Source organism: Nonomuraea solani, from assembly GCF_900108335.1.
Lineage (GTDB): Bacteria > Actinomycetota > Actinomycetes > Streptosporangiales > Streptosporangiaceae > Nonomuraea > Nonomuraea solani.
The window spans coordinates 613,553-638,759 of sequence record NZ_FNVT01000001.1; the positions used below are offsets into that span (position 1 = coordinate 613,553).

24 protein-coding genes and 1 pseudogene are annotated in these 25,207 nt (G+C 69.9%); 14 read left to right on the forward strand and 11 right to left on the reverse strand.

Annotated elements, in window-relative coordinates:
• Nucleotides 1–90 precede the first annotated feature (90 nt).
• A complete protein-coding gene (locus C4V41_RS02750; RefSeq protein WP_103954100.1) occupies nucleotides 91–1,341 on the reverse strand; it encodes a peptidase C39 family protein in 1,251 nt (416 codons plus the stop codon).
• Nucleotides 1,342–1,523: 182 nt separating this feature from the next.
• Here C4V41_RS02750 and C4V41_RS02755 point away from each other — a divergent pair, with 182 nt between their 5' ends.
• On the forward strand, nucleotides 1,524–2,195 hold the full coding sequence (locus C4V41_RS02755) for an adenylate kinase family protein (protein ID WP_103954101.1): 672 nt from the start codon (nucleotides 1,524–1,526) through the stop codon (nucleotides 2,193–2,195).
• A gap of 1 nt (nucleotide 2,196) precedes the next feature.
• Here C4V41_RS02755 and C4V41_RS02760 read toward each other — a convergent pair whose 3' ends face one another.
• Nucleotides 2,197–3,678, reverse strand: a complete 1,482-nt coding sequence (locus C4V41_RS02760; RefSeq protein WP_103954102.1) for an MFS transporter — start codon at nucleotides 3,676–3,678, stop codon at nucleotides 2,197–2,199.
• A 263-nt stretch (nucleotides 3,679–3,941) separates the two neighbouring features.
• Nucleotides 3,942–4,781 (reverse strand): helix-turn-helix transcriptional regulator, encoded by an 840-nt coding sequence (locus tag C4V41_RS02765; protein ID WP_103954103.1) that lies wholly within the window; start codon nucleotides 4,779–4,781, stop codon nucleotides 3,942–3,944.
• Nucleotides 4,782–4,875: 94 nt separating this feature from the next.
• Here C4V41_RS02765 and C4V41_RS02770 point away from each other — a divergent pair, with 94 nt between their 5' ends.
• Nucleotides 4,876–5,532, forward strand: a complete 657-nt coding sequence (locus tag C4V41_RS02770) for a DsbA family oxidoreductase (RefSeq protein ID WP_160150147.1) — start codon at nucleotides 4,876–4,878, stop codon at nucleotides 5,530–5,532.
• An 87-nt stretch (nucleotides 5,533–5,619) separates the two neighbouring features.
• Here C4V41_RS02770 and C4V41_RS02775 read toward each other — a convergent pair whose 3' ends face one another.
• Nucleotides 5,620–6,171: a carboxymuconolactone decarboxylase family protein gene (locus tag C4V41_RS02775; protein ID WP_160150148.1), complete on the reverse strand. Its 552-nt coding sequence runs from the start codon at nucleotides 6,169–6,171 to the stop codon at nucleotides 5,620–5,622.
• Between the two features lie 113 nt (nucleotides 6,172–6,284).
• Here C4V41_RS02775 and C4V41_RS02780 point away from each other — a divergent pair, with 113 nt between their 5' ends.
• Nucleotides 6,285–7,004 carry a helix-turn-helix domain-containing protein gene (locus tag C4V41_RS02780; RefSeq protein WP_200823705.1) on the forward strand — a complete coding sequence of 240 codons (720 nt, stop codon included), beginning with the start codon at nucleotides 6,285–6,287 and terminating at the stop codon, nucleotides 7,002–7,004.
• Nucleotides 7,005–7,186: 182 nt separating this feature from the next.
• On the opposite strand, the gene C4V41_RS02785 is transcribed toward C4V41_RS02780, so the two are convergent.
• On the reverse strand, nucleotides 7,187–7,885 hold the full coding sequence (locus C4V41_RS02785; protein WP_160150149.1) for a class I SAM-dependent methyltransferase: 699 nt from the start codon (nucleotides 7,883–7,885) through the stop codon (nucleotides 7,187–7,189).
• A 169-nt stretch (nucleotides 7,886–8,054) separates the two neighbouring features.
• Here C4V41_RS02785 and C4V41_RS02790 point away from each other — a divergent pair, with 169 nt between their 5' ends.
• The gene (locus C4V41_RS02790) at nucleotides 8,055–9,155 is read left to right on the forward strand and encodes a CARDB domain-containing protein (RefSeq protein ID WP_146103501.1); all 1,101 of its coding nucleotides are present in this window, start codon (nucleotides 8,055–8,057) and stop codon (nucleotides 9,153–9,155) included.
• A 2-nt stretch (nucleotides 9,156–9,157) separates the two neighbouring features.
• Here C4V41_RS02790 and C4V41_RS02795 read toward each other — a convergent pair whose 3' ends face one another.
• Nucleotides 9,158–9,616: an Lrp/AsnC family transcriptional regulator gene (locus C4V41_RS02795; protein ID WP_103954705.1), complete on the reverse strand. Its 459-nt coding sequence runs from the start codon at nucleotides 9,614–9,616 to the stop codon at nucleotides 9,158–9,160.
• Between the two features lie 154 nt (nucleotides 9,617–9,770).
• On the opposite strand from C4V41_RS02795, the gene C4V41_RS02800 reads away from it, so the two are divergent.
• The 5 genes from C4V41_RS02800 (at nucleotide 9,771) to C4V41_RS60575 (ending at nucleotide 16,751) form a co-directional block, all read left to right on the forward strand.
• Nucleotides 9,771–13,130, forward strand: a complete 3,360-nt coding sequence (locus C4V41_RS02800; RefSeq protein ID WP_103954108.1) for an indolepyruvate ferredoxin oxidoreductase family protein — start codon at nucleotides 9,771–9,773, stop codon at nucleotides 13,128–13,130.
• A gap of 136 nt (nucleotides 13,131–13,266) precedes the next feature.
• Nucleotides 13,267–14,412, forward strand: coding sequence for an acyl-CoA dehydrogenase family protein (locus tag C4V41_RS02805; RefSeq protein WP_103954109.1), 1,146 nt, complete (start codon nucleotides 13,267–13,269; stop codon nucleotides 14,410–14,412).
• Nucleotides 14,413–14,950: 538 nt separating this feature from the next.
• On the forward strand, nucleotides 14,951–15,190 hold the full coding sequence (locus C4V41_RS02810) for a hypothetical protein (RefSeq protein ID WP_103954110.1): 240 nt from the start codon (nucleotides 14,951–14,953) through the stop codon (nucleotides 15,188–15,190).
• A gap of 2 nt (nucleotides 15,191–15,192) precedes the next feature.
• Nucleotides 15,193–16,344: a scabin-related ADP-ribosyltransferase gene (locus tag C4V41_RS02815; protein WP_146103502.1), complete on the forward strand. Its 1,152-nt coding sequence runs from the start codon at nucleotides 15,193–15,195 to the stop codon at nucleotides 16,342–16,344.
• A gap of 17 nt (nucleotides 16,345–16,361) precedes the next feature.
• A complete protein-coding gene (locus C4V41_RS60575; protein WP_146103503.1) occupies nucleotides 16,362–16,751 on the forward strand; it encodes a hypothetical protein in 390 nt (129 codons plus the stop codon).
• 766 nt (nucleotides 16,752–17,517) lie between these two features.
• Here the strand turns inward: C4V41_RS60575 and C4V41_RS02820 are convergent.
• Entirely contained in the window at nucleotides 17,518–18,144 is a 627-nt protein-coding gene (locus C4V41_RS02820) for a hypothetical protein (RefSeq protein ID WP_103954112.1), read from the reverse strand.
• Nucleotides 18,141–18,335, reverse strand: coding sequence for a hypothetical protein (locus C4V41_RS02825; RefSeq protein WP_200823706.1), 195 nt, complete (start codon nucleotides 18,333–18,335; stop codon nucleotides 18,141–18,143). The genes C4V41_RS02820 and C4V41_RS02825 overlap by 4 nt, the downstream gene beginning before the upstream one ends.
• Before the next feature lie 170 nt (nucleotides 18,336–18,505).
• Here C4V41_RS02825 and C4V41_RS02830 point away from each other — a divergent pair, with 170 nt between their 5' ends.
• The 4 genes and pseudogenes from C4V41_RS02830 to C4V41_RS02845 all read left to right on the forward strand — a co-directional run bounded on the left by C4V41_RS02830 (nucleotide 18,506) and on the right by C4V41_RS02845 (nucleotide 19,798).
• Nucleotides 18,506–18,745, forward strand: coding sequence for a type II toxin-antitoxin system RelE/ParE family toxin (locus tag C4V41_RS02830; protein WP_235029870.1), 240 nt, complete (start codon nucleotides 18,506–18,508; stop codon nucleotides 18,743–18,745).
• A gap of 80 nt (nucleotides 18,746–18,825) precedes the next feature.
• Complete coding sequence (locus C4V41_RS02835) at nucleotides 18,826–19,134, forward strand: helix-turn-helix domain-containing protein (RefSeq protein ID WP_103954115.1); 309 nt, start codon at nucleotides 18,826–18,828, stop codon at nucleotides 19,132–19,134.
• 205 nt (nucleotides 19,135–19,339) lie between these two features.
• Nucleotides 19,340–19,540, forward strand: a pseudogene (locus C4V41_RS02840) (type II toxin-antitoxin system Phd/YefM family antitoxin); the annotation flags it as partial.
• A 12-nt stretch (nucleotides 19,541–19,552) separates the two neighbouring features.
• Complete coding sequence (locus C4V41_RS02845; protein ID WP_235029871.1) at nucleotides 19,553–19,798, forward strand: Txe/YoeB family addiction module toxin; 246 nt, start codon at nucleotides 19,553–19,555, stop codon at nucleotides 19,796–19,798.
• A gap of 21 nt (nucleotides 19,799–19,819) precedes the next feature.
• Here C4V41_RS02845 and C4V41_RS02850 read toward each other — a convergent pair whose 3' ends face one another.
• A complete protein-coding gene (locus C4V41_RS02850; protein ID WP_103954117.1) occupies nucleotides 19,820–20,725 on the reverse strand; it encodes an SDR family NAD(P)-dependent oxidoreductase in 906 nt (301 codons plus the stop codon).
• A gap of 77 nt (nucleotides 20,726–20,802) precedes the next feature.
• Between C4V41_RS02850 and C4V41_RS02855 the strand changes: the two genes are divergently transcribed.
• A complete protein-coding gene (locus tag C4V41_RS02855) occupies nucleotides 20,803–21,372 on the forward strand; it encodes a TetR/AcrR family transcriptional regulator (RefSeq protein ID WP_103954118.1) in 570 nt (189 codons plus the stop codon).
• 44 nt (nucleotides 21,373–21,416) lie between these two features.
• On the opposite strand, the gene C4V41_RS02860 is transcribed toward C4V41_RS02855, so the two are convergent.
• Together C4V41_RS02860 and C4V41_RS02865 are read right to left on the reverse strand one after the other, a co-directional pair.
• On the reverse strand, nucleotides 21,417–22,337 hold the full coding sequence (locus tag C4V41_RS02860) for an alpha/beta hydrolase family protein (RefSeq protein WP_103954119.1): 921 nt from the start codon (nucleotides 22,335–22,337) through the stop codon (nucleotides 21,417–21,419).
• Nucleotides 22,338–22,436: 99 nt separating this feature from the next.
• On the reverse strand, nucleotides 22,437–25,205 hold the full coding sequence (locus C4V41_RS02865) for a helix-turn-helix transcriptional regulator (RefSeq protein ID WP_103954120.1): 2,769 nt from the start codon (nucleotides 25,203–25,205) through the stop codon (nucleotides 22,437–22,439).
• Nucleotides 25,206–25,207: the final 2 nt, after the last annotated feature.

Genomic DNA, 25,207 nt, shown 5'->3' on the forward strand with positions numbered 1-25,207 from the left:
GATGTCATCCGATCGCCACCTATAAGGCGCCCAGGCGTCTCCCCCTCCCCATCCGAAGGGACCTGTGCCGAAGTGCGGCGGCTCCGGGGGTTACCAGTTGGCCGGCAGGCCAGGCGTGGTGGGCGGGAGCGCGTGGGCCGGCGGGTGGATGACGTACGCGACCCCACCACTGCTCGAACTACGCAGCCAAACGTTCTCAAAGGCCGCCCGCGGATAGACACGCCGCACAGCCGAGTTACTGGAGGAAGCCGGATCGTTGGCGACCACGTCACCCTCCGCGGTGAACCCCACGACCGCCATGAGGTGCCCATTGGTGCCATATCCGGCACCCGGCAGCTCACCCTTCTTGAACGACTGCGACGTGATGACCGGCACACCCGCCTTGATCAACGCCTCCAGCTCGGTCAGCGACCGCAGCCGGGTGATGAACCCGTCCATCCCGTACCGCCCCGCGTAAGCCGTGTTGAACGGCCAGTTGCCCGCCCCCTCGTAGGCATGGTCGTAGGTGTAACGAGCGGCGTAGTCGACCTCAGGGTTCGGATCCCCGGGATCGACCCAGGAGGTGTCCTGCCCGCTCGGCCACTTGTCCCAGAAGCCCAGCACCATGGTGGTCGAGGTCGGGCTGCACCAGGCCTCGCCCCCGCCGTCCCACTCGGGATAGTGGCCCTGGTGGACGTTCTGGGAGCGGCGCGGCACGGCGAGCTCCGTCCCCCACGCGCCGCCACCCGGGCTGACCGGCACGGTCTTGCGCTCGGGCACGTTGGAGCCCATCACCCCGGACGTACGCACCCGCGGCGTCACCGCCGAACCCGGCACGCGGTAAAGGGTCAGCCGGAGCTGGTAGGCGCTCACGGGCTTGCCCGCCGCCGCGACCAGCGTGTCCACGGCCACCGTGGCGTCCGCGTCGCCCTGCCCCGGCACCGAGGTGCGCAGGATGTCGCCTTCCGCGTGGGACCAGCGGCCCAGCGAATACCACTTCGTCAGGCCCTCCGCGTTCCGGGCGCGCGCCTCGACCTGCAGCCAGCTCCCCGGCGGCACGTCGGCGGTCCAGGAGGCTATCAGCTCGGTGGCCGGGAAGCCGATGTCCTGCTCGGGGCCGGTCCAGCGGGCGTATTCCCAGGTCTTGGTGCCGAGCGCGTCGGTGTAGGAGATCGTGCCGGCCGGGGAGCCGAACGCGAGCCCGTCGCCGGCCGTCGTGCCCTCGTAGGTGCCCGTGGTGAAGTCGGCCCGCTTGAAGACCACGTCTGGGGGCGCGTCCGCCGGCCTGGACCGCGCCTCCGCCGGAGCGGTGAAGGCCGTGACCAGGAGCAGGGAGGACAGGACCGCGGTCAGCGCACGCATGGACCCACCTTCTCGAAAGCCGCTTGGTAGGGCCGACACTAGGCACAGCGCCGGGGTAAAACATCGGCAGATCTACGTAAGTCGAGAGTCCGCGTGATTTCGGGATCAGGGACACGGCCGGTGACCTGCCACACCGCGTGACTATTTTGGGAGGACATGCAATAACCCCCAGGAAGTGGAACATGCGGAAATACGTGATCATGGGTGTGCAGGGCAGCGGCAAGGGCACGCAGAGCGCGCTCCTCGCGGGTGATCTCGACCTCGTGCACATCAGCGTCGGCGACATCTTCCGCTGGCACGTCAAGAACCACACCAAGCTCGGCGCCCAGGTCCGCCGTCTGGTCGCGGCGGGCGAACTGGTGGGCGACGACCTGGTGGCGGAGGTGGTCGGCGACCGGCTCCAGCTCCACGACTGGAACTACGGCTTCATCATCGACGGCTTTCCCCGCAGCCGCGGCCAGGCGGAGTTCTTCCTGGAGAGCTACGACATCGACGGAGTGATCCACCTCGACCTGCCGGACGACGAGGTACGCCGCCGCGTCCTGGCCCGCCGGCTGTGCTCGCGCTGCGGCATGGACTACAACCTCATCGCCCACCGTCCGGCGGTGGAGGGCAGGTGCGACGTGTGCGGCGGCGACCTGATCACCCGCGAGGACGACGCCCCCGACGCCTTGGCACGACGCCTGGCCGACTATCACAGCAAGATCGACCCGGTGATCGAGCTGTTCCGGCGCAAGGAGTACGTGATGACCATCGACGCCAGGGCCGACAAGACCACCGTCCAGCAGACCATCCGTACCCGCCTCAACCTCCCGGCGTACACGCCGTCGGAGGGAGAGCCGGTACGGCTATAGGTCAGACCTCGGCGGCGGCGAGAGGCTTCGCCGCGTCCACGGGGGTGTCGTCGCTCCGGTCACGCATGACGATCAGGGCGAGTACGGCCGCCGCCACGACGCCACCGGCGCTGATCGTGAAAGCACTGGACATGGCCGAGGTGAAGGCCTGGCGGGCGGCGTCGGCGATGGCCGGCTCGCCCAGGGCCAGCGCGTCGCCGATCGACCGCCTGGCCTGCTCGGTGGCGCCGGCGGGCATGCCCGCGGTGAAGCCGCTGGAGACGACGCTGCCCAGGGCGGCGATGCCGAGGGCGGCGCCCATCTGCTGGATGGTGCTGTTGAGCGCGGAGCCGACCCCGGCGTGCGCCGGTGGGATCGTACCCATGAGGGCGGAGATCGCCGCCGGCATGGCCAGGCCGCCGCCGGCGCCCAGCACGAACAGCGCCACCGCCGTCATCACGCCACCGGCCTCCGCCGACAGACCGGCCAGCAGGCCGAACCCGGCGGCCATCACGCCGAGCCCGCCACCCACCATGAACCGGTTGCCGATCCTCTTGCCGAGCGTGGCGCCGAGCGTGTTGAACGTCAGGGAGGCGAGGGCCATCGGGACGAAGGCGAGCCCGGCCTGGGTGGGGCTGTAGCCAAGCACGTACTGCAGGAACTGGGTGAGCACCAGCAGCAGGCCGCCGTTGCCGATCTGGACCAGGGTGAGGGAGAAGCTGGCGCCGGAGAAGGCGCGGTTGCGGAACAGCGTGAGCGGGACCATCGGGTGCGGCGTACGCAGCTCCCAGATCACGAAGACGGCCAGGCAGGCGACGGCCACGGCCAGAGACGGCCAGGACAACCCGTGCGGCAGCTCGATGAGGGTCCAGACCAGGGCGGTCATCCCGGCCGCGGACAGGATCGCGCCGAGCGGGTCGGGCTTCGTTCGCGGCCCCTTGGACTCGGGCATCAGCACCACCGCCGCGATGATGGCCAGCACCGCGATCGGTACGTTGATCAAGAAGACGGCGCCCCACCAGAACCAGGCGATCAGAGCGCCGCCCAGCACCGGACCGCCGACGAGGCCGAGCGTCGCCACCGCGCTCCAGGCGGCCATCGCCTTGCGCCGTTCGGTGTCGTCGAAGACGGTGATCAGGATCGACAGCGTGCTCGGCATGATGAGCGCGCCGCCCAGGCCCATCACCGCGCGGGCGGCGATCAGCTGGACGGGTTCGGTGGCGAACGTGGCCACCAGCGAGGCGCCGCCGAACAGCGCCAGCCCGACGATCATGGCTCGGCGCCGGCCGTACCGGTCGGACAGGCTTCCCGCGGTGAGCAGCAATGCGGCGAAGACGAGAATGTAGGAGTCGAGGATCCACTGGATGTCCTGGACGTCGGCGCCCAGATCGGCGGCCATCGGCGGGATCGCCACGGTGAGCACCATGTTGTCGATGACCAGCACCAGCGTGCTCAGGCACAGCACCACCAGGATCAGCCAGCGGCGGGGGTCGCGCGTGTTCATGGAAACGGGTCCTTCGTCTGTCGCGGGCGGGGCCTGCCGGTTGCGGGCCCGTCCTGCGCGGCTCAGGTTCCTGAACCGGTCATGGCGTTCACCATCGCCGACCGCTCTGATACCGGGCCGTCGCCGCCCTGACGCCGCCGCTGACACGCGCCGTGGCCGCTGCCCGCCACGAGGAGCGGAACCGGTCGGGAACACGTTGTCGGAGTTCTACGACCCCGCACGGCCACGGGGCCCGCACGTCCTCCTCGAACAATGACGGTCGCTCAACCGGTCAGCGTGCCGGTGAGGAGGTCGAGGGCGGCGGCGGTGGCCTCGTCGGAGGCGAGGTAGACGACCAGCCGCTGCTCGTCGGGGTCGGGCAGCTCCAGGCTCTCGTACGCCAGCCGCAGCTCGCCCACCTCCGGGTGCGCCCACCGCTCGACACCGGTGCGCGCGGGCAGCGCGGCCGAGCCCTCGAACCGGTCGCGGAAGCGGGCCCCGGCGGTGATCGTCAGCTCCTCGGCGAGCAGCGCGGAATGCGGGTCGCCGAGCGCGGCCGCGGCCCGCAGCGCGGCGGCCCGCTCGCCGGCGACCGCGTCCCAGTCCGGGTGGGCGTCGTGCGCGCGGGGGTCGGTGAACGCGTACCGGGCCAGGTTGGGCGGTTCGCCCTCCAGCAGCCCGGCCGGGCCGGCGAGCCGCGCGAACCCGGCCGTCCACGCGAGCAGGTCGCCGGGCCGGTTGACGACCAGCGCGGGCGCGGGCTCCAGCCGGTCCAGCAGCGCCCGCACGGTCGGCCGCACCGTCCGCGCCCGCGCTACGGCGGCCCCGCCGCACGAGCCGCCGCCACCGGTGGTGGTCTTCGCCAGCCGGTGCAGGTGGATCCGCTCGTCACGGGACAGGCCCAGCGTCTCCGCGAGCGCGGCGAGCACCTGCACGGATGGGCTGCGGTCGCGCCCCTGCTCCAGCCGGGTGAGGTAATCGACGCTGACGCCGGCGAGCGTGGCCAGCTCGGCGCGGCGCAGCCCGGGTGTACGGCGCCGGTTCCCGTTCGGGAGCCCGACCGCGGCCGGTGGGACCGCCTCCCGGTGCGCGCGCAGAAACGCGCCCAGCTCTGTCTCGCTCATCGACCGCGATTGTTCCACGGCGTTCCTGGCCCTGCCAGGGCTAGGAAAACCGCAGCCTGGCCCCCACATGCCCGGCGCGGGGAAGCTCGTAGGCATGAAAGTAGAGGTACACGCCGACATCGCCTGCCCGTGGTGCCGCCTCGGCACGCACCAGTTCCACCGCGCGGTCGCCGAGACCGGTGCGGAACCGGACGTTCAACTCATCCATCGCCCGTACCAGCTCATTCCCGACGCCCCCGAGCAGCCCCGGCCGCTGATGGACACGGTGGCCGAGATGTTCGGTCCGGAACAGGCCGAGGCGATGCTCACGGGCATGACCCGGCTCGGCGCCGCTGAGGGAATCGAGTACCGGTTCGACCGCGCGGTGGCGGTCAACACCTTCACGGCCCACCGGCTGCTGTGGCTCGCCCTGGACGAGCACGGCGCCGCGGTGCAGGCCACGCTGGCGACCGCCCTCTTCGACGCGTACTTCCGCGACGGCGTGAACATCGCCGACCACACGCGCCTCACCGACCTGGCCGAGCGATCCGGCCTGGCCGCCACCCGGGTACGGGACTTCCTCGCCTCCGACGAGGGCGCCGCCGAGGTGCGCGAGCAGGTGGCCGTGGCACGGCGGGAGGGCGTCACCACCGTGCCACGATTCCTCTTCGAGAACGGCGCACTGATCGTCGGCGCGACCAGCACCGACGCGCTCACCGACACGCTCCGGCACTCCACCGAAGACGGCAGCCACACCAGGCATCCTCGTTGAGAGTGAGCAAGCGCGGCGTCTGACGGTGAAAACCGACAGACGCCTGATCGCCCGCCGCGACCATCCCCTACGGTGCCCTGTCGCCCGTCACGGGCTCCAGGCCCTGTCCGCCAGTGCCGCGTCGAGCGTGGTGCCGGTGACGTTGGCGACCCAGTTCGCCATGACGGTGTACGCCGCCTGCGTGATCACCTCAAGGACCTGCGCGGGGGAGTACCCGCTGCCGAGCAGGGCGGCGAGCTCGGCCCGGTCCACGAGGCCGCCGGATCGGACCAGGGCCCGGGAGAAGGTGGCCAGGGCGGCGGCCTTCTCCTCCGGCACGTCGTCCTTGCCGGCCCGCAGGGCGTCGATCACCTCCGGTGGCACGCCCGCCCGTGCGGCGAAGGCCGAGTGGGCGGCCACCGAGTACGGGCACCGGTTGGCGACGCTGACCGCGACCCCCACCACCTCCCGCTCGGCCCCGGTGAGGGTGGTGTCCCGCAGCGCCCGCTGCAGTTGGTTGAAGGCGTCGATCGCGGCCGGCGCGGCGGCGATGGCCCCGGCCAGGTTGGGTACGAACCCCACCCGCCGCCGCAGCTCGTCCAGCGGCTCCCGGGACGGCTCCGGCGCGGTGCCGACGGAGTGAACGGTGAAGATGGTCATCGAAGACCTCCAGAAGGATTGAACGGTGGCTCCACTGTCGGTTCGCGGCCGCACGGATCCAATTCCCTCCGAGGGAAGTGCGCCCGGACGCCGGAGACCGTTGACTGGCGAGGGTGAGGACATCGAACTCCCCGCTCGGCCACCTGCTGCGCTACTGGCGCCGGACCCGGCGCATGAGCCAGCTCACCCTGGCCCACCACGCGCAGGTCTCGCCGCGCCACCTCAGCTTCGTCGAGAGCGGCCGCTCGACCCCGAGCCGCGAAATGGTCATCACGCTGGCGGGCGCCCTCCAGGTGCCCCTCCGCGAGCGCAACGACCTGCTGCTCGCCGCCGGGTACGCCCCCGCCTACCGCCACACCGGCATCGCCGAACCGGCCATGGCCCGGGTACGGGCGGCGCTGGAGCGGGCGCTGGCCCACCACGAGCCGTACCCGGCGGTGGTGATGGACCGCCACTGGAACATCACCCAGACCAACCGGACGGCCGACGTGATGTTCGCCCACCTGCGCGGCGACCGCCCCGCCACCGGCACCGCCAACGTGATCCGGCTCATGTTCGACCCCCTCGAACTGCGCCCCCACGTCGCCAACTGGGCGCAGGTCGCCCCAGCCCTCATCCAGCGCGTCCACCGCGAGGCCGTGGGCGGCGTCCCCGATGCCATCACCCAGGACCTGCTGGCGGAGGTGCTGGCCGGACCCGGCATCCCGGCCGCGTGGCGCGACCCCGACCTCACCGCCGCGATCCTGCCGATCATCCCGGTCATCTTCACGAAGGGCGGCGTGACCGTCAGCTACTTCTCGATGATCACCACTGTCGGCACCCCCAGGACGTGACCGCCCAGGAGCTGCGGGTGGAGAGCTTCTACCCGGCCGACCTGGAAACCGAGCAGCACCGGTGGCGTACCGCGATCGAATGAGTTGCACGGTGTCACCTGCCACGCCGCACGGCTTCACGGTCGTACGCGGCCACGACTACGGCGACGGCACCCCGCTCGACCAGGTCGAATACGAGCTGATCACTTCACACACCGCATGACCAGGAACACCGGGAACCTGGCGGCGTCGGGTCGCCGCTCCGCCCAGCCGGCGGCCGGTTCCGGCTCGGCCAGCTCGTCCAGCCACAGGCCGTGCCGGCGGAAGGTGTTGAGGTAGGTCGAGAGAGTGCGGTGGTTGGCGCCGACCTGGCGGCGCAGCGCCGACAGCTCCCCGTCGGCCCGCCACCAGCCCTCGGCGTGATAGCGCTCGCCCCACGACCCCGAGACGCCCCGCCCGCCGGGGAAGCACGGGTGCAGGATCGAGCAGGCGAAGACGCCCCCGGGACGCAACGCCCCGGCGGCGGTGGCCACGGCCCCGTCGAGATCGTCGATGTCCGACAGGCCGAAGCTGCAGACCACGGCGTCGAAGGGGCCCGGATCCAGCGGCCCTGGCCGGGTGACGTCGGCGTGCTCGTAGCGGATGCCCAGGGGTTCGTCGCGTTCGGCGGCGCGCGCCTTGCCGATCAGGACGGCGGAGATGTCGGCGCCCAGCACCTCGGCGCCACGGCGGGCCAGCGCGCGGCTGATCCGGCCGTGGCCGCAGGCGATCTCCAGCACCCGCCGGCCCTCGACCGGGCCCAGCAGGTCGAGCAGGCGCAGGGAGGCCGGGTCCTCGATGGCGTCGGTCCAGCCGGCCTCGTAGAAGTCGGCGATCTCGTCGTAGCGCGCGGCACCTGTCACGACTTCGACGGTACGCCGCCCGTACCGGACGCGGGAGGTCGTTCGCCCCGGGCAAAGATCGCGCCATGACGGCGCATGGATCCGGTGGGATCGCCCGCGCGCCCCGGGCGGCCGGGGAGAGGATCGCCCCGGTCGAGCAGGCACGGGACGCGAACGGCGGGGGTACGACATGGGCAGGCCCGGGATCGCGGCGGTCATCGCGCTCGCCGCGCTGAGCGGCTGGATCGCCTCCGCCGTCTCCTCATCGGCCGACGCGTCGAGGCCGACGCCACCGCCGCCCGTCAGCGGGCCCGAGCAGACGATCACGCCGACGCCGGTGCTGCGGATCGGTACGTCCATCAGGCCCAGCCCGCTGATCATCGGCAGGGACTCGGTCTACGCGGTGACCGTGACGAACGCCGAGCACCAGGACACCGCCGGGGTCACCGTCACCATCACCCTCGACCAGAACCTGACGCCGGGCCGGGTGCCGGTCGGCTGCTCGCGTACGAACCGGACCATCACGTGCGACGCGCTGACGATCCCGGCGGACCGGAGCGTGACGTACGAGATCCCCGTCGTCACCGACCCGGCGCTCCAGGACGGCACGATCATCACCAACCGCGCCCACGTCACCGGCGGCCCGGCCACGCAGCTGATCAGCCGCGCCCAGGTCATGACCGACCTGGAGATCGCCGCCGACGGCCCGCGCCGGGCCAAGGCCGGCGACAGTGTCCCGCACACGCTGACGGTCACCAACCACGGCCCCTCACGGGCGCAGCAGGTCACCGTCCAGAGCCCGGCCCACGGCGAACGCTCCCTCGGCGCGCTGGCCCCGGACGAGACCAGGACGTTCACGTACACGAAGACCCCTGGGACCCCCGGCCTGTTCGAGACGTGCGCCGTCGTCCGCACCGGCAGCCGCGAGGAGAACGACGCCAACAACCGCTCCTGTACGGGCACCACCGTCAGGCCGGTCCGCGCCCCCGCCCCCGCCTCCACGCCGGAACCGTCGGCCACGCCCCGGGACGCCGCCGCCGAGGCCGTGGTGGTGGAAGAGCCGCCGATGGCGGAACCGAAGCAACAACAGGTCCGCGAGAACGAGCCCCTCCCCGCGCCCGCCGACGTCCCGCCGCCCGCCCACGACGAGGAGCAGGGAACCCTGCCGCTGACCGGCGTGTCGGTCTGGGCGCTCGGGCTCGTCGTGGCCGTGCTGCTGTCGGTCGGCCTGCTGATCGGCTATTTCTCGCGCCATGAGCCCCGCCGTGAGAAGGCCGGACGGGCCCGCTGACCTCACCTCGTACGCGGTGCCAGCGCGTCTCGCGTCCACGACCCGAGCACCAGCAGCGTCTTCGTCCCCGTCACGTCCCCGGCCCTGCGCAGCCGGTCGATGACCTGTTGCAGGTGCCCCAGGTCGCGTACGCGCACGTGGATCAGCGCGTCGGGGTCGCCGGCGATCGTGAACACCGCCTGCACCTCGGGCACGTCCGTGGCGGTCCTGACGATCTCGCTGACCGGCGTCGTGCCGGGGTAGCGCAGCTCGGTGAACGCCTCAATGCCCCACCCGAGCTTGCCGTAGTCGATCTGCACGGTGAAGCCGGTGATCACCCCGAGGTCCCGCAGCCGGTCCACCCGCCGCTTGACCGCCGCCACCGACAGCCCGATCACCTCGGCCATCTCGGAGAACGTCCTGCGCCCGTCCTCCCGCAGCAGCCGCAGCACCTGGTGGTCGATCTCGTCCAGGTCAGCCACGGGGAACGCCTCCTTCGGGCGCAAATAACATCAGCCGATTACTCCATGAAGTCATATTGTTTGCGTCTTCGACCTACTTTATCATCTAATACTTGCGCACATCGTGCCCTCGTTGCTGTGCTGGGACACACACGTAGAACGCCAGGAGGTTCGCATGAGCGCGAGCGAGACTCCCGCCCCCGTATCGCTCGACGACAGGTACGCCGCCCCTGACGGCCGCGTGCTCATCTCCGGCATCCAGGCCCTGGTCCGCCTGACGCTGGAACAGCGCCGCCTGGACGAGGAGCGCGGGCTGGACACGCGGGTGTTCGTCACCGGCTACCAAGGTTCGCCGCTGGGCGGGGTGGACCTGGAGATGGGCCGGGCGGCCCGGTTTCTGGACCCGGCGGGGGTGGTGTTCAGGCCCGGCCTGAACGAGGAGCTCGCGGCCACCGCCGTGGCCGGAACCCAGCTCCTGGAGCAGGTGCCGGGCCGCCGCCACGACGGCGTGACCGGCTTCTGGTACGGCAAGAACCCCGGCCTCGACCGGGCCGCCGACGCCATCAGGCACGCCAACACGGCCGGCACGGCCGCGCTCGGCGGCGCGGTGGCCTGGATCGGCGACGACCCCGGCTGCAAGTCCTCCACGCTGCCCAGCTCGTGCGAGCCGATGTGCCAGAGCCTGTCCATGCCGCTGCTCGCCCCCGGCTCGGTCGCCGAGATCATCGAGTACGGGCTGCACGCGGTGGCCATGTCCAGGGCCGCCGGGCTCTGGGTGGGCATGAAGATCGTCGCGGACATCGCCGACGCCTCCGCCACCGTGGACCTCGGCTCACTGCGCGAGACCATCCCCGTGCCCGGCCGCGACTCACGGGGACCCGCCCCCATCCTGCTCGGGGCGGCCGCCGTGGCGGCGGAGCACGACCTGCTGACCCGCCGCCTCGACCTGGCCCGCGCGTACGCCCGCGAGCACGGCCTGAACCGGATCACCGCCGGCGCCGGCAACACCACGCTGGGCGTCCTCGCCTCCGGCGCCACCTACGCGGTGGTCCAGCGGGCCCTGTCCGACCTGGGGATCGACCTCGACGAGGCGGGGGTGCGGCTGATCAGGATCGGGATGCCGTTCCCGCTCGCGTACGACGAGCTGGTCGCCATGACCTCCGACCTCGACCGGGTGCTCGTGGTCGAGGACAAAGTGCCGTTCCTGGAAGGGCACCTCAAGCAGGCCCTGTACGGCGGCGAGCGCACCCCGGCAATCGCGGGCAGGGACCTGCTCACGGCCAAGGGCACCCTGAGCGCCGAGGACGTGGCCACGGCCATCGCCCGCTGCCTGGGCGTCGAACGGCCCCGCCGCGCGCCCCGGCGACGCGGGCTGCTGCCGGTGGTGGCGGCGCGGACGCCCTACTTCTGCTCGGGCTGCCCGCACAACACCTCGACCCGCACCTCGGACGACACGCTGGTCGGCGTGGGCATCGGCTGCCACGCGATGATCGCGCTGGACGGGCACGGGCGCGGCACCCAGGTGGGCATCACGCAGATGGGCGGTGAGGGGGCCCAGTGGATCGGGCTGTCGCCGTTCACCGAGGACCGGCATTTCGTACAGAACCTGGGCGACGGGACCTTCCACCACTCCGGCTCCCTCGCGATCAGGGCCGCCGTCGCCGCCGGGGTGACGATGACGTACAAACTGCTCTACAACGACGCCGTCGCCATGACCGGCGGCCAGCGCGCGGAAGGCCGGCTCGACGTGCCCGCGCTGACGCGCGAGCTGGAGATCGAGGGCGTGCGCCGGATCGTGGTCACGACGCCGGAGCCGGAGACGTACCGGGGGGTGCGGCTGGCGCCGGTCGCCTCCGTACGGCACCGCGACGACCTGCCCGAGGTCGAGCGCGAACTGGCCGCGCTGGACGGCGTCACCGTGCTCATCCACGACGACCGCTGCGCCGCCGAGGAACGGCGGCTGCGCAAGCGCGGCAAAGTGCCCGCGGCCACCCAGAAGGTCGTGATCAACGAGCGGGTCTGCGAGGGCTGCGGCGACTGCGGCGACGTCTCCACGTGCCTGTCCGTGCAGCCCGTCGAGACCGAGTACGGCCGCAAGACCCGCATCCACCAGGCCTCCTGCAACACGGACCTGAGCTGCCTCAAGGGCGACTGCCCTTCGTTCCTGCTGGTGGAGCCGGGCACTGTTGTCAGGCGCGAGCCGCCGCCGCTGCCCGTGGAGCTCCAGGAACCTCTTCATGGCGCCGGTGACGAGGTGCTGATCAGAATGCCCGGCATCGGCGGCACCGGCGTGGTCACCGTGTCGCAGATCCTGCAGATGGCGGCGCACCTCGACGGGCTGCACGCGGCCGGGCTGGAGCAGACCGGGCTGGCCCAGAAGGGCGGGCCGGTGGTGAGCGACGTACGGATCTCCAAGCGGTCGCCGGAGGGCTCGATCCGGGCCTCGGGCGGGAGCGCCGACGTGCTCATCGGGTTCGACGTGCTGGGCGCGGCGGCCGAAGTCACCCTCGCCGTGGCCGCGCCGGAGCGTACCGTCGCCGTGCTGAACACCTCCATCGTGCCCACCGCCGCCATGGTCACCGGCCGCGTCCCCGTGCCCGGCCACGCCGAGGCGGTGGCGCGGGTCGAGTCGGCCACCAAGGAGCAGTTCCTGGTGGACGCGCACGCGCTGTCGGAGGCGCTGTTCGGTGACCACATGCCGGCCAACCTGCTGCTGCTCGGGGCCGCCTACCAGCACGGCTGCCTGCCGGTCAGCGCCGGCGCCATCGAGCGCGCCATCACGCTCAACAGGGCCGCCGTCGAGCAGAACCTGGCCGCCTTCCGCTGGGGCCGCGCCGCCGTGTCCGACCCCGAGGCCGTGCGCGGGGCCGTCCTGCCCGGCTCGGTGCCTCAGGGGTTCGACGAGGTCATCGCCGCTCGCGTCGCCGATTTGACCGGCTACCAGAACGCGGCTTACGCCCGTACGTACGCCGAGGACGTACGCCAGGTCGTGGCCCTCGCGACCGAGCGGGCGGGCGCTGAGTCCGCCGCCGCGATCGGCCTCGCCTACGCCCGCGGGCTGCACAAGCTCATGGCCTACAAGGATGAGTACGAGGTCGCCCGCCTGCACCTCGACCCCGACGAGCGGGCCCGCCGCGAACGCGAGTTCGGCCCCGACGCCGTCGTGTCGGTCCTGCTGCACCCGCCGGCGCTGCGCGCGATGGGCATGAAGCGCAAGATCAAACTGCGCCGCTCGGCCGGCGTCCTGTTCCGTGGCCTGCGGGCGGCCCGGGTGCTGCGCGGGACGGCGTTCGACGTGTTCGGCCGCGCGGAGGTGCGCCGGGTGGAGCGCTCGCTCGTCACCGAGTACCGCGACCTGGTGCGTACCGCCCTGACCCGCCTCACCCCCGCCACCGCCGGGGCGGTCGAGGAGATCGCGGGCCTGACGGAGCTCATCCGGGGGTACGAGGACATCAAGCTCGCCCGGGTCGCTCAGTTCCGCGAACAAGCCACGGCCGCCCTCGATGCCCTGGACGAGCCCGCTCCTACCGCCTGACCCCGCCCTTCACCCACAGCCGATCGCCCGCACTTGTTCACCCGCACCCGTTCGATCCCACCCGTTCGATCCCACCCGTTCGATCCCACCCACCCGTCCGACCTCACCGTTTCGATCCCGCCAGGAGTGAGTAACCGTGACCGCGACCGTCGACCGCCTGCTACCCGACCAGGACGCCCGGGACCTCATCGAGCTGACCAGGGAGATCGCCGACAAGGAACTGGCGCGCCGGGTGGACGAGCACGAGCGCGCGGAGACGTACCCGGAGGGGCTGTTCACCACGCTGGGGTCGGCAGGGCTGCTCGGACTGCCGTACCCGGAGGAGTTCGGGGGCGGCGGGCAACCGTACGAGGTGTACCTGCAGGTGATCGAGGAGCTGGCGATGCGCTGGGCCGCCGTCGCGGTGGCGACCAGCGTGCACACGCTCGCCTGCCACCCTATTGCCGCCTTCGGCACGCCACAGCAGCGGGAGCGGTGGCTCCCCGACATGCTGGCCGGCCACATGATCGGCGGCTACAGCCTGTCAGAGCCCCAGGCCGGATCCGACGCCGGCGCCCTGACCTGCAGGGCGGAACGCGTCGAAAACGGCTACCGTATCACCGGCAACAAGGCGTGGATCACCCACGGGGGCATAGCCGACTTCTACGCCCTGTTCGTCCGCACCGGCGAGGGCTCACGAGGCGTGTCCTGCTTCCTGGCACCGGGCACGACCGACGGCCTGACGTTCGGCCGCCCCGAGGAAAAGATGGGCCTCCACGCCATCCCGACAACCAGCGCCCACTGGGACGGAGCCATCCTGGAAACCGACCGCCTGGTGGGGGAGGAGGGCCAGGGCCTCCAGATAGCCTTCAGCGCCCTGGACTCCGGCCGCCTGGGCATCGCCGCCTGCGCCACGGGCCTCGCCCAAGCCGCGCTCGACGAGGCGGTGACGTACGCCAAGGAACGCCAGACGTTCGGAAAGCGCATCATCGACCACCAGGGACTCGGCTTCCTCCTGGCGGACATGGCGGCGGCCGTGGACAGCGCACGAGCCACGTACCTGGACGCGGCCCGCCGCCGGGACGCGGGGCTGGAGTACAGCAGGCAGGCGAGCGTGGCCAAACTGGTCGCCACGGACGCCGCCATGAAGGTGACCACGGACGCGGTGCAGGTGTTCGGGGGCTACGGCTACACGCGGGAGTTCCGGGTCGAGCGCTACATGCGCGAGGCCAAGATCATGCAGATCTTCGAGGGCACCAACCAAATCCAGCGCCTGGTCATCAGCAGACACCTGGCCAAGTAGGTTGCCCTCAGCCACCCACCCGTTGCCCGATTACCAGGTTGCCTGGCGGGATCCCACCCTGAGCGGTCCTCGCTCCGCTCGGGCTGCCCGCCTGGGGCGTGCCTCCGGCCCGCCAAAAAGGTCTTCTCTTGGGGCGCTTCGCGCAAGAGCGGCTCAGACGCTCTCACTCAGGCGCCTTCGGCGCACCCCACGCGCCTACGGCGCCCTCCCTTGCCCGGTTACCGAGTGGGCTGGCGGATGCCCACCCAAGATCCTCGCTGCGCTCGGGCAGAGCGCCTTCGGCGCGCATGATCCTGACTACCGGTAGCCATGACACCGCGGTGGGACATGCGCGGGATGATCTTGGTGGAGTTTTCCAGGTCAGTACTGTTGTTGAGCCCTCGTAGAGTCCACGCTGGGGATGTTGCCGCGGACTGGCGTCGCATCGTCTGACACTTCCAACCAATCCCGACGATTCGGTTGCTGCGGTAGGTGAAGCGCAGTCCAATGGCTCATGTCTTGGTCTCCAGCTTGACCGTCCGCACCCAAGGAGTCAGGTATGACCCGGGAGCAAGTGGAACAGGCCTTACGCAGAGCCGAGCAACTCGCCGATCAGGCCAGGTCCAGACTCGACCGCCCGATCGCGCTCATGGGGCAGAACGTATGGACCGGTCCGGCCGCTCAGCGCTTCGCCGGTGAACTGACCGCTCAGCGCCAAATCCTGATCGGGGCGTGTGCCGGGGCGGTAGAAGAACTCCGGGCGTTGTTGGCCCGTACGCCGGCGGACAGCCCCGGCTAGCCATGGGCCAGTTGGAGGGCATGGTGCCGGAGGGAGTCCGCAGTCTGAAAGACGCGCTGCGCCAGGCTGAATCGGCGCTGGACTCCATCGGCGAGGAGTTATGGACACTACTGCGCGGGGCTTGGCTGTCGCCTGCCTCGGCCGACACCATTCGTCGAGTAGCGGCGTGGGCCGGAATTCAAGGCCCTGAGATCAATAAGCGGTTGGTGCTTCTGGAGCGCATGGAGGTGGACAAGCCGGAGCTGTTCGGCGCGGGCAAGCCACCAATCTCTGTCGATGACTCCGTGTTCGCTCCCGGAGCGGTCCTGCCCACGACAGGTGGCTTCTGGGACCGACTCGGCCAGCAGATCCAGGACACGCTCGACCCGAATCTGAACTCCCGTGACGGGATGACGGAAACGGTCAAGGGCGCGGTGGAGAGCGTGGCCGGCTTGGGGAAGTTGGTGATCGACTACTCGCCCACCCGGGCGGTCATCGACCATATGGGCTGGCAGCGCAGCGTCAACGACATGGCTCAAGGGCTGCTCTACGGCGTTCAGAACCCGGCCGAGTTCGCCAAGGCGGCGCTGGACTGGGATACATGGGCCTCAAATCCCGATCGGGCGTTCGGCCGCCTCATTCCGGACATCGTGGCAGCCATCACCACGGCCGGCTCCAGCGGCGCAGTCTCAGGCACCAAGCAGGCCGTTGGAGCCCTGGCCAAGGCCGCCAAGAACGTGATAAATCCCAAGCCGTCGGCCACGCTCTTCCCCTATGGAGAGCGCTTCGAGTTCAAGGGGAAGGAGACGCCACCGCTGTTCCGGGGGGACGGTCGGATCACGGACAAGATCTTCGAGAAGGGCATGACCGCACGAGACCCGGACATGAGCCTTGAAGATCACCTCTCGGGCGAGAACGGCCTGATCGGTGCCTCAAAGAGCAAGAACGTGGCCAGGGGGTTCGCAGTCGGGCACAAGGGATACATCTTCGAGGTCGATGACCGCGGGAACGGCATGGAAGTGAAATACGGGCCCGGATTCAAACACCTCAAGGGCGAGCAGGAGGTCGTGTTCAAACAGATCGATCCATCGCAGATCAGAGGAGCCTGGAAGCCAGGCAAGTACGGGGAAGCGGACGACGTCTGGATCCCGAACCCCAACTATGTGCCGAGGTGAGCATGCACCATCTCCAATTGGTCGCACTGGCCGACGAATCCCTTGTGCCCTGTCAGGTGACAACCCGTACCGACGACGAGACATACGAGCTGCGACTGAATCGCGCAAACGCGTCGCCCATCGTGGTCCATTCGTCGATCGACTTCGAAGACACCTTGAGACAGCTAAGAGCAGAGCTGGAACGGCAGAACCTATTGCTGCTCTGTAATAGATTCCGCCGCAATGCGTTTGTCTCCTCAATGGCACGTCAGATGAGTGATGGCCTAGGCTGCTACCTCGTTGTTGCAGGAGAACCCGTTTCGCCTGAATTGATTGTCGAGAGCCTCGCGCCCGCCCCCAGGGGGGATGTCGTCCTCGCTGACGAGGCGTCGAAATTTATCAACGATTGGATCGCCAGCTTCGATTGAACGATTTCTGGCTTCGGCGCGCACCGCAGGCGGTCGGGGGTGATCGGCTGCCGCGGCCTTCTGCGTTGGGTCTTGCCACCGGGTAGCTTGATGACGACATTGCTGACGGGACGCAGTCGGAGGATTCGGCGCCAGGAGCCCGTCCACGCGGCCTTCGAAGACGGCCATCCAAAGCGCGGTACGGCCTCAATGTTCGGCGTCGACGTCGTCGACCCGTATGGCCAGCTCGGCGACCACTTCAGGTATCCCTGCTCAGCCGCGACGTGCAGCGGCTCGTCGAAGATGCGCACGCCGGAGTTGGGATCAGCGCCTTCTCGCTAGTCTGGGTAACGGTCGAGTAGCTGGTCCCACGCGGAGACTTCGCCGATGCCTCCAGAGAGACCGTGCCACCAACAAGTTTGAGCTGGCGGCTCAGAGCCTGACCGGCAGAGACGGGTGGTGTCGGCACGCCAGCCGTGGCCGCTTCGATCGCGGTGGCGTCGTACCTTGCCGATCCAGATTGCCCGATGATGATGGGCTCAGTGGATGTCGCACGAGAGAGACTGTCAGCAGCCTATGTGGTGAGCTGCGTACGTATGAGGGCTTGCCAAACTGGTTGAGGAGTCCTAGGGGCGAGATCAAGAGAAGCACCCAGAAGAAGCGATCCTGGGACGCCTGGTCGGGTGAAATTGCGGATCTACGCCGGATCGGACGCGCCACCGGACGTAGGAGCCGGACATCATGTGGGCGTAGACGCGGAGGGTGAATCCGGTGCCGGCGCGGCCGATCAGGCCTCTGACAGCCGTCGCCGTTTGCCGTGCCGCAGCTGCTCACCCAGTGCTCTTAGCCTGTTCAGCTTGCGGTCCGTTGGATCGCCTGCGGCCACTTCGAGCAGGTAAGACTTGAACAGCGCTTCCGTGTCGCGCGTCATGCAAAGCTGATCGAGCTTTTCCTTAAGGGGAAGCGCCCCGGAACGTGTACCGGCATCGTCCGCAGAAGCGGCCGTCCCCTTCTCCGCCTCGTTCAGCAACTTCCCGACAGCCTGGTGTGACATACCCAGCAGGTAACCGATGTCGCGGTGAACGTAACCTCTTCGCGCCAGATCAGCCACCGTTGCCTGCGTCGCTTCAGCAGCCTTCTGTTTGACCAGGGTCGCCGCGAGGCGGGTTACCAGCGTGGCCTCCAGTTCTGTGGCCACTTCATCGTCGGCCACGGTCAGGTCGAAGTCGGCGTTCATCTCGAGGACGTCCACATCCAGCATGGTGACCACCAGGTCACGCGCCATCTCCTCGGCTTGCTCCAGGCGCTTCACCTGGGTGTGGTAGCTGCGCTTGAGGCCAGGTCCGGAGACGGTCAAAGCCCACCAGTCATCACTCCTACTGGCGGTGATGGTGTAAGTGTCGCGCTTGCTCACTGCTCCTCCTGCTCCTTCGCAACCTCAGCCAGGATGCTCTCCCAGTTCTCCAGGATTCCTTTCGCCGTGCGCTCATTGACCTCCGAGTGGCGAGGCACAGGCATCGCCTCCGAGCCGGCATGCCACTTCGTGTGGTTGCCGCCTTCGGTTGAACGAACGGATACGCCATACTCCTTCGCGAGCTTGCGCATCCGCCGCTCTAGATCCCGCTTCCTCATCATCAGTGTAGGCTACCGAGGTTGCAAGCTATAAGGCAACTAAGGTTGCAGGTTCAGACGGCGCCTGCACACTGCGCTGCTGCCCAACCAGGCGTTGCGGCTACCAGGTGCCGGTCAGCGGGTCGAAGCCCAGGGGTGGCAAAGTGAACGCCTCGTGTATCGCCAACCTGAAGGAACTGCGCCCCCGGTCTACCGGACGTAGCGCACTTCGACTGCTGTTCGTCTTCGACCCAAGACGGGACGCCATCGTCCTTGTCGCCGGAGACAAGATCAAGGCGAGCCCTCGCGACCCTGACCGCTGGTATGAGGAAGCCGTACCGCACGCAGAGCGGCTGGACGAAAATTACCTGAAAGAGCGCGCAGAAGGGGAGGGGCAGGATTAATGACGACGTTCAAGAAGTGGAACCGCGCTGAGCACGTTGAGTAGGCCGGAGGGGAAGAGGCTCTGGCCGAGACCCGACGCATGGTTGACGATTTCATCGACGCTTGGCAGCTTGCCCAACGCCGCAAGAGCGCCGCTCTGACGCAGAACGAGGTCGCCGCCTTGATGGGGGTGACGAAGGCGCGTGTCTCGCAGATCGAGCGTGGTGAAGTCTCATCAGTGGATGTGGTGGCCCGTTACGTGGAGGCCATCGGCGGACATCTTGAGCTCACCGCCACCTTCCCCGGCGGCACCTACCGGCCACGTGCCGGCGTGATGAGGAAGGCTCGTCAGCGACACTTCAAGTTCATGGGCTCGCATGTCAAGCCGCGCACTACTGACGCCCGATAGCTGGTCCAGCGAAGGAGCCGGGCCTCCCTCAAACGCGAGACGCTCCAGGGTGCGCCCCACTACGTCGCGGCCGCCCACCTGCCGACGTACGGTCTTTCGATGGCTGGCCCGCTAACACACTCACAGAAGGTATTCGGCCAATGGGCACCTCAGCCGCGTCGTCCACGAGTCAGAATCGCGGGCCAATTACGCCGCCGCCCTCGACGATCAGGAAGAAGCCCTGATCACCCGCTCTGGTGGAGAAGGCGTCGTCATGGTGTCGCAGCGCGAATACGAATCGATGCGGGAGACGCTCTACCTGATGGCCTCTCCCGTCAACCGCAGGCGGCTGTCAGAGGCGGTCGCTCGTCTGGAGGCCGGGGGCGGCACCGTCCATGAACTGGCCGATGAGGACGCTTCCGCGTGAAGATCCTCTTCGATGAGCTTGTCTGGGAGGGTTACTGCTGCTGGCGGCGGGAAGATCGACGCATCCCTCGAAAGGATCAACCAGCTGGTCGCTGACATATCCCGCAACGAGAACGAAGGCATCGGCAAGCCGGACCCGTTGAAGTATGAATGGTTCGACTGCTGGCCCAGGCGCATAACGTCGGAACACCGGCTCGTCTATCGCGGAAACGACGACACCATCATGGTCGCCGCCTGTCGTTATCACTACGGGAAGTAGCGGCAGCCGTCACCTGGCCCGTTAGAAGTCGAGGCCCGTCAGTTCGGCGCTGGCGGTCCAGAGGTGGGTCGCGAGGTCGGGGTCGGCCAGGGGGCCTTTAACAGGTTCGAGGGTGGGTAGGCCGCGGATTCCGAACACTCGGGGGCCCCAGAGTTGGCCGCCGCGTACGGACGGGTCGAGGGCGGCTCGGACGGCGGGCCAGGCGGCGGCGTCCTTGCCCTGCAAGAGGAGGCCGGCGGGGAGGGCGCGTAGGCGGTCGGTGGTTGTGCGGTGGTGGATCGGGCGGTCTGGGGTGAGGGAGTCGAGGGCGCCGCCTGGGTGGGTGAGGACGCTTGTCGTGGTGTCGCCGAAGCGGCGGTCCAGTTCGAGGGCGAAGAGCATTTGGGCCAGCTTGGAGCGGGCGTAGGTGCGTTTGGGGTGGTAGTCGTGGGTGCTCTGGAGGTCGTTGAGGTTCAGGGTCTCTGACTTGGCGGTGAAGCTGCCGGTGGTGATGACGCGGCTTCCGGGGGTGGCTTTGAGCAGGGGGAGTAGCCAGTAGGTCAGGGCGAAGTGGCCGAGGTGGTTGGTGGCGAACATCAGCTCGTGGCCGTCCCTGGTGGTGCGGCGGGGTGGGTGGTCGAGGAGCACGCCGGCGTTGCAGATCAGCCCGTCGAGTCTTTCCAGGTCGTCCGCGGTGGCTTTGAGAGAGGGGAGGTCGGCCAGGTCGAGGGGGAGGTGGCGGACCTTGGCACCGGGGACTCGGTCGCGGATGGAGAGGCGGGCGGCTTCGGCCTTGGTGGGGTTGCGGCTGCCGAGGATGACGGTGGCTCCGGTGGTGGCCAGTTGTTCGGCGACGAAGTAGCCGATGCCCGCGTTGCCGCCGGTTACCAGGAAGACCTTGTTGTCGGCGCGGGGCAGGTGGTGTACGTCCCAGGGGTTCGTTTTCATGCGTTCATACTGAACTGATTCTGAAACTATAGCAACTCTAGATTTGTAGGCGTTCTGGGTTTCGGTATGCTGAGGGCATGACGATGGGGCGCCGTGAGCGTAAGAAGGTGCAGACGCGCCGGGCGTTGTCGGAAGCGGCGCTGCGGTTGTTCTCTGAGCATGGATACGACGGTGTCACCGTCGCGCAGATCGCTGATGAGGCCGACGTTTCCATCGCCACGTTGTTCGCGCACGTGCCGGACGGGAAAGAGGCGCTGATCTTCGATGACGGCGACGAACGGCGCGTCTGGCTGGTGAGTGCGGTTCGTGAGCGGTCGCCCGGTCAGTCGGTGTTGGAGGCGTTGCGTGAGTGTCTGGCGGCGCGAGGGCCGTTCGCCGGTGATCTTCCTGACGAGCTGCGGCGGAAGCGCGATCTGATCGTCGGTACGCCTGCGCTCCGGGGATATTCGCGCAAGCTCTGGATCGCGGGCGAAGGGGCCCTGGCTGAGGCGATCGCTGATGAGACCGGGCGTGATCCCGCTGATATGACGGTTCGTGCGCTGGCTCGCTATGTTCTGGAGATTCCTGAGCTCGCGGGTGCCGAGCCTGACCCGCTGGCCGCGTTGAACGCCATCTTTGACCTGCTCGAATCCGGCTGGTCGGCATAGGCTGGTGGCGGCCGCTCGCCTGCGGCCGCCACCAGGTCAGAGGGTCAGGAGCTTGGGCAGGTGTGGCGATACTCCTCGATCGCCAGGCCGCTGGGAGGCGGGCAGAGGAAGGGCTCGTAGCGGACGTCGTCGTCGACGAACCGCTTGAGCCACGACACCATCGACTTGGCCATCGTGGTGTTGGTGGTCTGCGGGAAGAAGTGGCTGGCGTTGTTCAGTTCCAGGTACGCCTTCTCCGACGACGACGGAATGCTCTGGTAGAACGGCTCCGAATGCGTGGTGACCGAGGCGACGCTGTCGCTCTCACCACCGATGATCATCGTGGGGACACGGACGCCCGACCATGACTTCGTCGTGTGCCACGGCGCGAGGGGTACGGCGGCCTGCAGGGACGGGCGGCTGTTGGCGGCCTCCAGGCTGCCGCCGCCGCCCATCGAGTGGCCCGCCACCGCCAGCCTGGATCCGTCGATGCGGCTGCGGACCGTGGCGGTGCTGTCCTCGACCAGGTAGTCGAGTGCCGCCAGGAGTTGGCGGCCGCGGCTGGCGGGCTGGTCGTAGACCGAGTTGGTCTCGATGCCGATCACGACGAAGCCGTGGGAGGCGATTCTCGGGCCGAGCCAGGACAGGCTTGACCACCTGGCGGTGTATCCGGGGGAGATGGCGATCGCGCCGAACGTGCCCTGGCTGGTGTCGGTCGGGTAGTAGATCGTGCCGCCGCCGAAGCCGCTCACGCTCACTGAGGAGACGCTGGTCTGCGCGGTCGCGAACGGGCCGCGGCTCGCCTCCAGGATGGCGTTGGTGGGGTTCGGGCCGCGGTCGTACGGGCCGGCCGCCTGCGTAAGGGAGGCGGAGTCGTACGGGTCGGCCGCCTGGGCGGGGGAGGCGGGCAGCAGAGTGCCGCCGATCAGAAGGGTCGTGAGGGTGAGCTTGGTCAACGCGCCGGGGTGGGGGGTGGAGAGCTGCACGGCGTCATACTCCCTGCTCGCTTGGGGGGTGACTGCGGTCTGTCGCCATTGTTCGGATGCGCGGTCAGCCGTGCATCGGTGAAATCACCGGTCATCCGATCAGGACATGAGCCGTACCAGTTCGACGCGGGAGCGGATGCCGAGGCGGCTGAAGATGTTCCTGAGATGGTGCTCGACGGTGCGGCGGCTCAGGAACAGCCGCTCGGCCACCTCCTTGTTGGTGGCGCCCTCGGCCACCATGCGCGCGATCCGCAACTGCTGGGCCGTGAGCTGCTCCGTGGTCGCGGACGGCGCCGGGCGGATCGGGTCGCCGGCGGCGCGCAGCTCCGTTCTGGCCTGTTCCGTCCAGAGCCGGGCGCCGTAGCGGTCGAAGGTTTCGAGCGCGGCGTGCAGGTGGGCCCTGGCCGCGCCGGGGCGGCGGTCGCGGCGCAGCGCGCTGCCGTAGAGCAGGCTGGTACGCGCCGCCTCGAACTCGTACATGCCCTGGCCGTGCAGGTCGAGCGCCTCGCGGAACAGCTCCTCGGCCTCGCCGGGCGCGGCGAGCAGCGCGCGGCAGCGCGACACCAGCGCGCGCAGGTCGGGGCTGCGCGTGCTGCCGACCCAGCGTTCGAGCACCCGCAGCGCCGCGCCGGCGCCCTCATGATCGCCGGTACGCGCGCACGCCTCGATGAGGTGCGGCGTCGCCATGACCCTGATGACGACGTGGCTGCTGTTGCGGCGCTCGGCGCGCAGCCGGGTGGCGGCGTCGGCCGGGCGGCCCAGGGACAGATCGAGGTAGGCCAGCGCCCAGTTGCCGATGGCGCCCGCGATGCCCAGGTCGTGGGCGTCGGCCAGGTCGATGGCGGCCCCGGCGCGCATCCGGCAGGTCTCCTGGTCGCCCTCGACGGCCGCCGTGATCGCCAGCCAGGCCAGGTGCTGGGCCGCCGTGTTGAGCTGGCCGGTCTCCTGGGACAGCCGCAGGCCCTGGGCGGCGGTCGTGGCGACGGAGGCGTACCGGCCCATCCAGATCTCCGGGTAGATCATGTAGTCGAGGAGCTGCGGCATGGCCGAGGCCGCGCCTCGCACGCGGGCCGCCTCGACGGCGCGCGCCGACAGCCGGTGGGCGGTGGCGTCGTCGCCGAGCAGCATGCTGGCCACGCACGCCCAGACCAGGACGGCGGGATCGCGTACGGCGCCGGCCAGCTCGACCACGCGCCGCAGCGGGCCCGCCGCCTTCTGGTGGTAGCCGCTGAACGTGGCGGCCATGCCGGCCAGGTACTCGAACATGAGCTGCGTGGGCACCGCCTCGTCGGCGCGGCGCAGGGCGGCGGCCTGGCGGGCGATCGCGATGAACGCCCGGTTGTCGCCGGCGCGGTAGCTGGCGTCCGCGGCCCTGACCAGGGCGCGTACGCCCAGCATGCGGTGGCTCTCCAGCAGCCAGGCCGCCGCTGACAGCAGCTCCTCGCGGGCGCTGCCGGTCTCGCCGCGCAGCAGTTCGAGGCTGCCGTGCAGGAGTTGTACGTGGGCGCGCAACTCGTCGGGCGCGCTCAGGCCGCGCAGCCGGGCCAGGAGTGAACGGGCGACCTGGGGGCGGCCGGCCACCCACGCGTGCCGGGCGGCGGCGGCCAGGCGCTCGGCCTTGGCGGGGGAGCGGGGGTCGGTGAGCTCGGCGGCCCGCTCCAGCGCCAGGTACGGCTCCGGGTGGCCATGGGCGGGGTGCGCGCCGAGTGCCGCGGCGGCCAGTTCGCCGGCCAGCTCGTCCGGGGGGCCGTCGAGCGCGCAGGCCCGATGCCAGGCCCGCCGTAAGCCGCCGCTCGCCCCGATCCCGCGAAGACCGCCGCTTCCGGGGAGATCGGCATTCTCGAAGAGGGGGAGATCGGCGTTCTCGAAGAGGGTGACCAGGAGGCGGTGGGCGGCGCGGCGCTCCGCGAGGGAGGCGTCGTGGTAGGCCACCGCGCGTAAGGCCGGGTCGGGGAAGTCGTAGCGGTCGCCGGTGGTGCGCAGGATGCCGGCGCGTTCGGCCGGTTCGAGCGCGGTGAGGGCGCACGCGGGCCGGGCCGCCCGGATCAGCGTGGCCGCGTCGAGGCCGGGGTCGGCGGCGATGAGCAGCAGGAGCGGGCGCGCCCGCGCGGGCAGGGCCGCGAGGCGGGCCGCGTGCTCGCGCCACAACCGCCCGTCCCTGGGCAGGGTGGCGGGCGGGGCGGCCAGGCCCGTGAGCTGGTCGGGGGTGAGCGAGCCGATCAGCTCGGCCAGGGCGAGCGGGTTGCCCCGGGCGATCAGGTCCAGCGCCGCCAGCAGGTCCTCGGCGATCTTCCCCGGTGCGAGGTCGTCGGCCACCTCCCGTACGGCCACCGGATCCAGCCTCGGCAGGGAAAGGGAAGGCACCCCGTCCAGTACGCCCTCACGCGACGCGAACAGCAGGGCGATCGGCTCGTTCGGCACCCGTCTGGCCACGAACGACAGCACGTCGCGGCTGGCCGGGTCCAGCAGGTCCACGTCGTCCACGCAGATCAGCACCGGCTGCTGGGCGGCCAGCGCCGACAGAACCCCGAGCACAGAGGCGGGAATCGTCAGCGCACCGGTCTCCAGCCCGGACATGAGGGCCGGCGCCTCAGGCACGGAAGGCAGGTCCCGGGCGATCGGGCGGAGCAGGCCGTGGAGGCCCGCGTAGGGCAGGTGCGACTCCGCGGCCACCCCCGGCACCCGCAGCACCCGGAACCCAGGAGCGGCCGCGGCCAGGTCGAGGAGGGCAGTCTTGCCCAGGCCAGGCCCGCCCACCAGCAGCAACGCCCCGCCGGACCCGGCGCGGGCGTCGTCGAGCAGCCGCCGCAGGGCGCCCTCCTCCGCGCCGCGGCCGCGCAGCACAGGTGCGCACGTGACAGGAGACACGC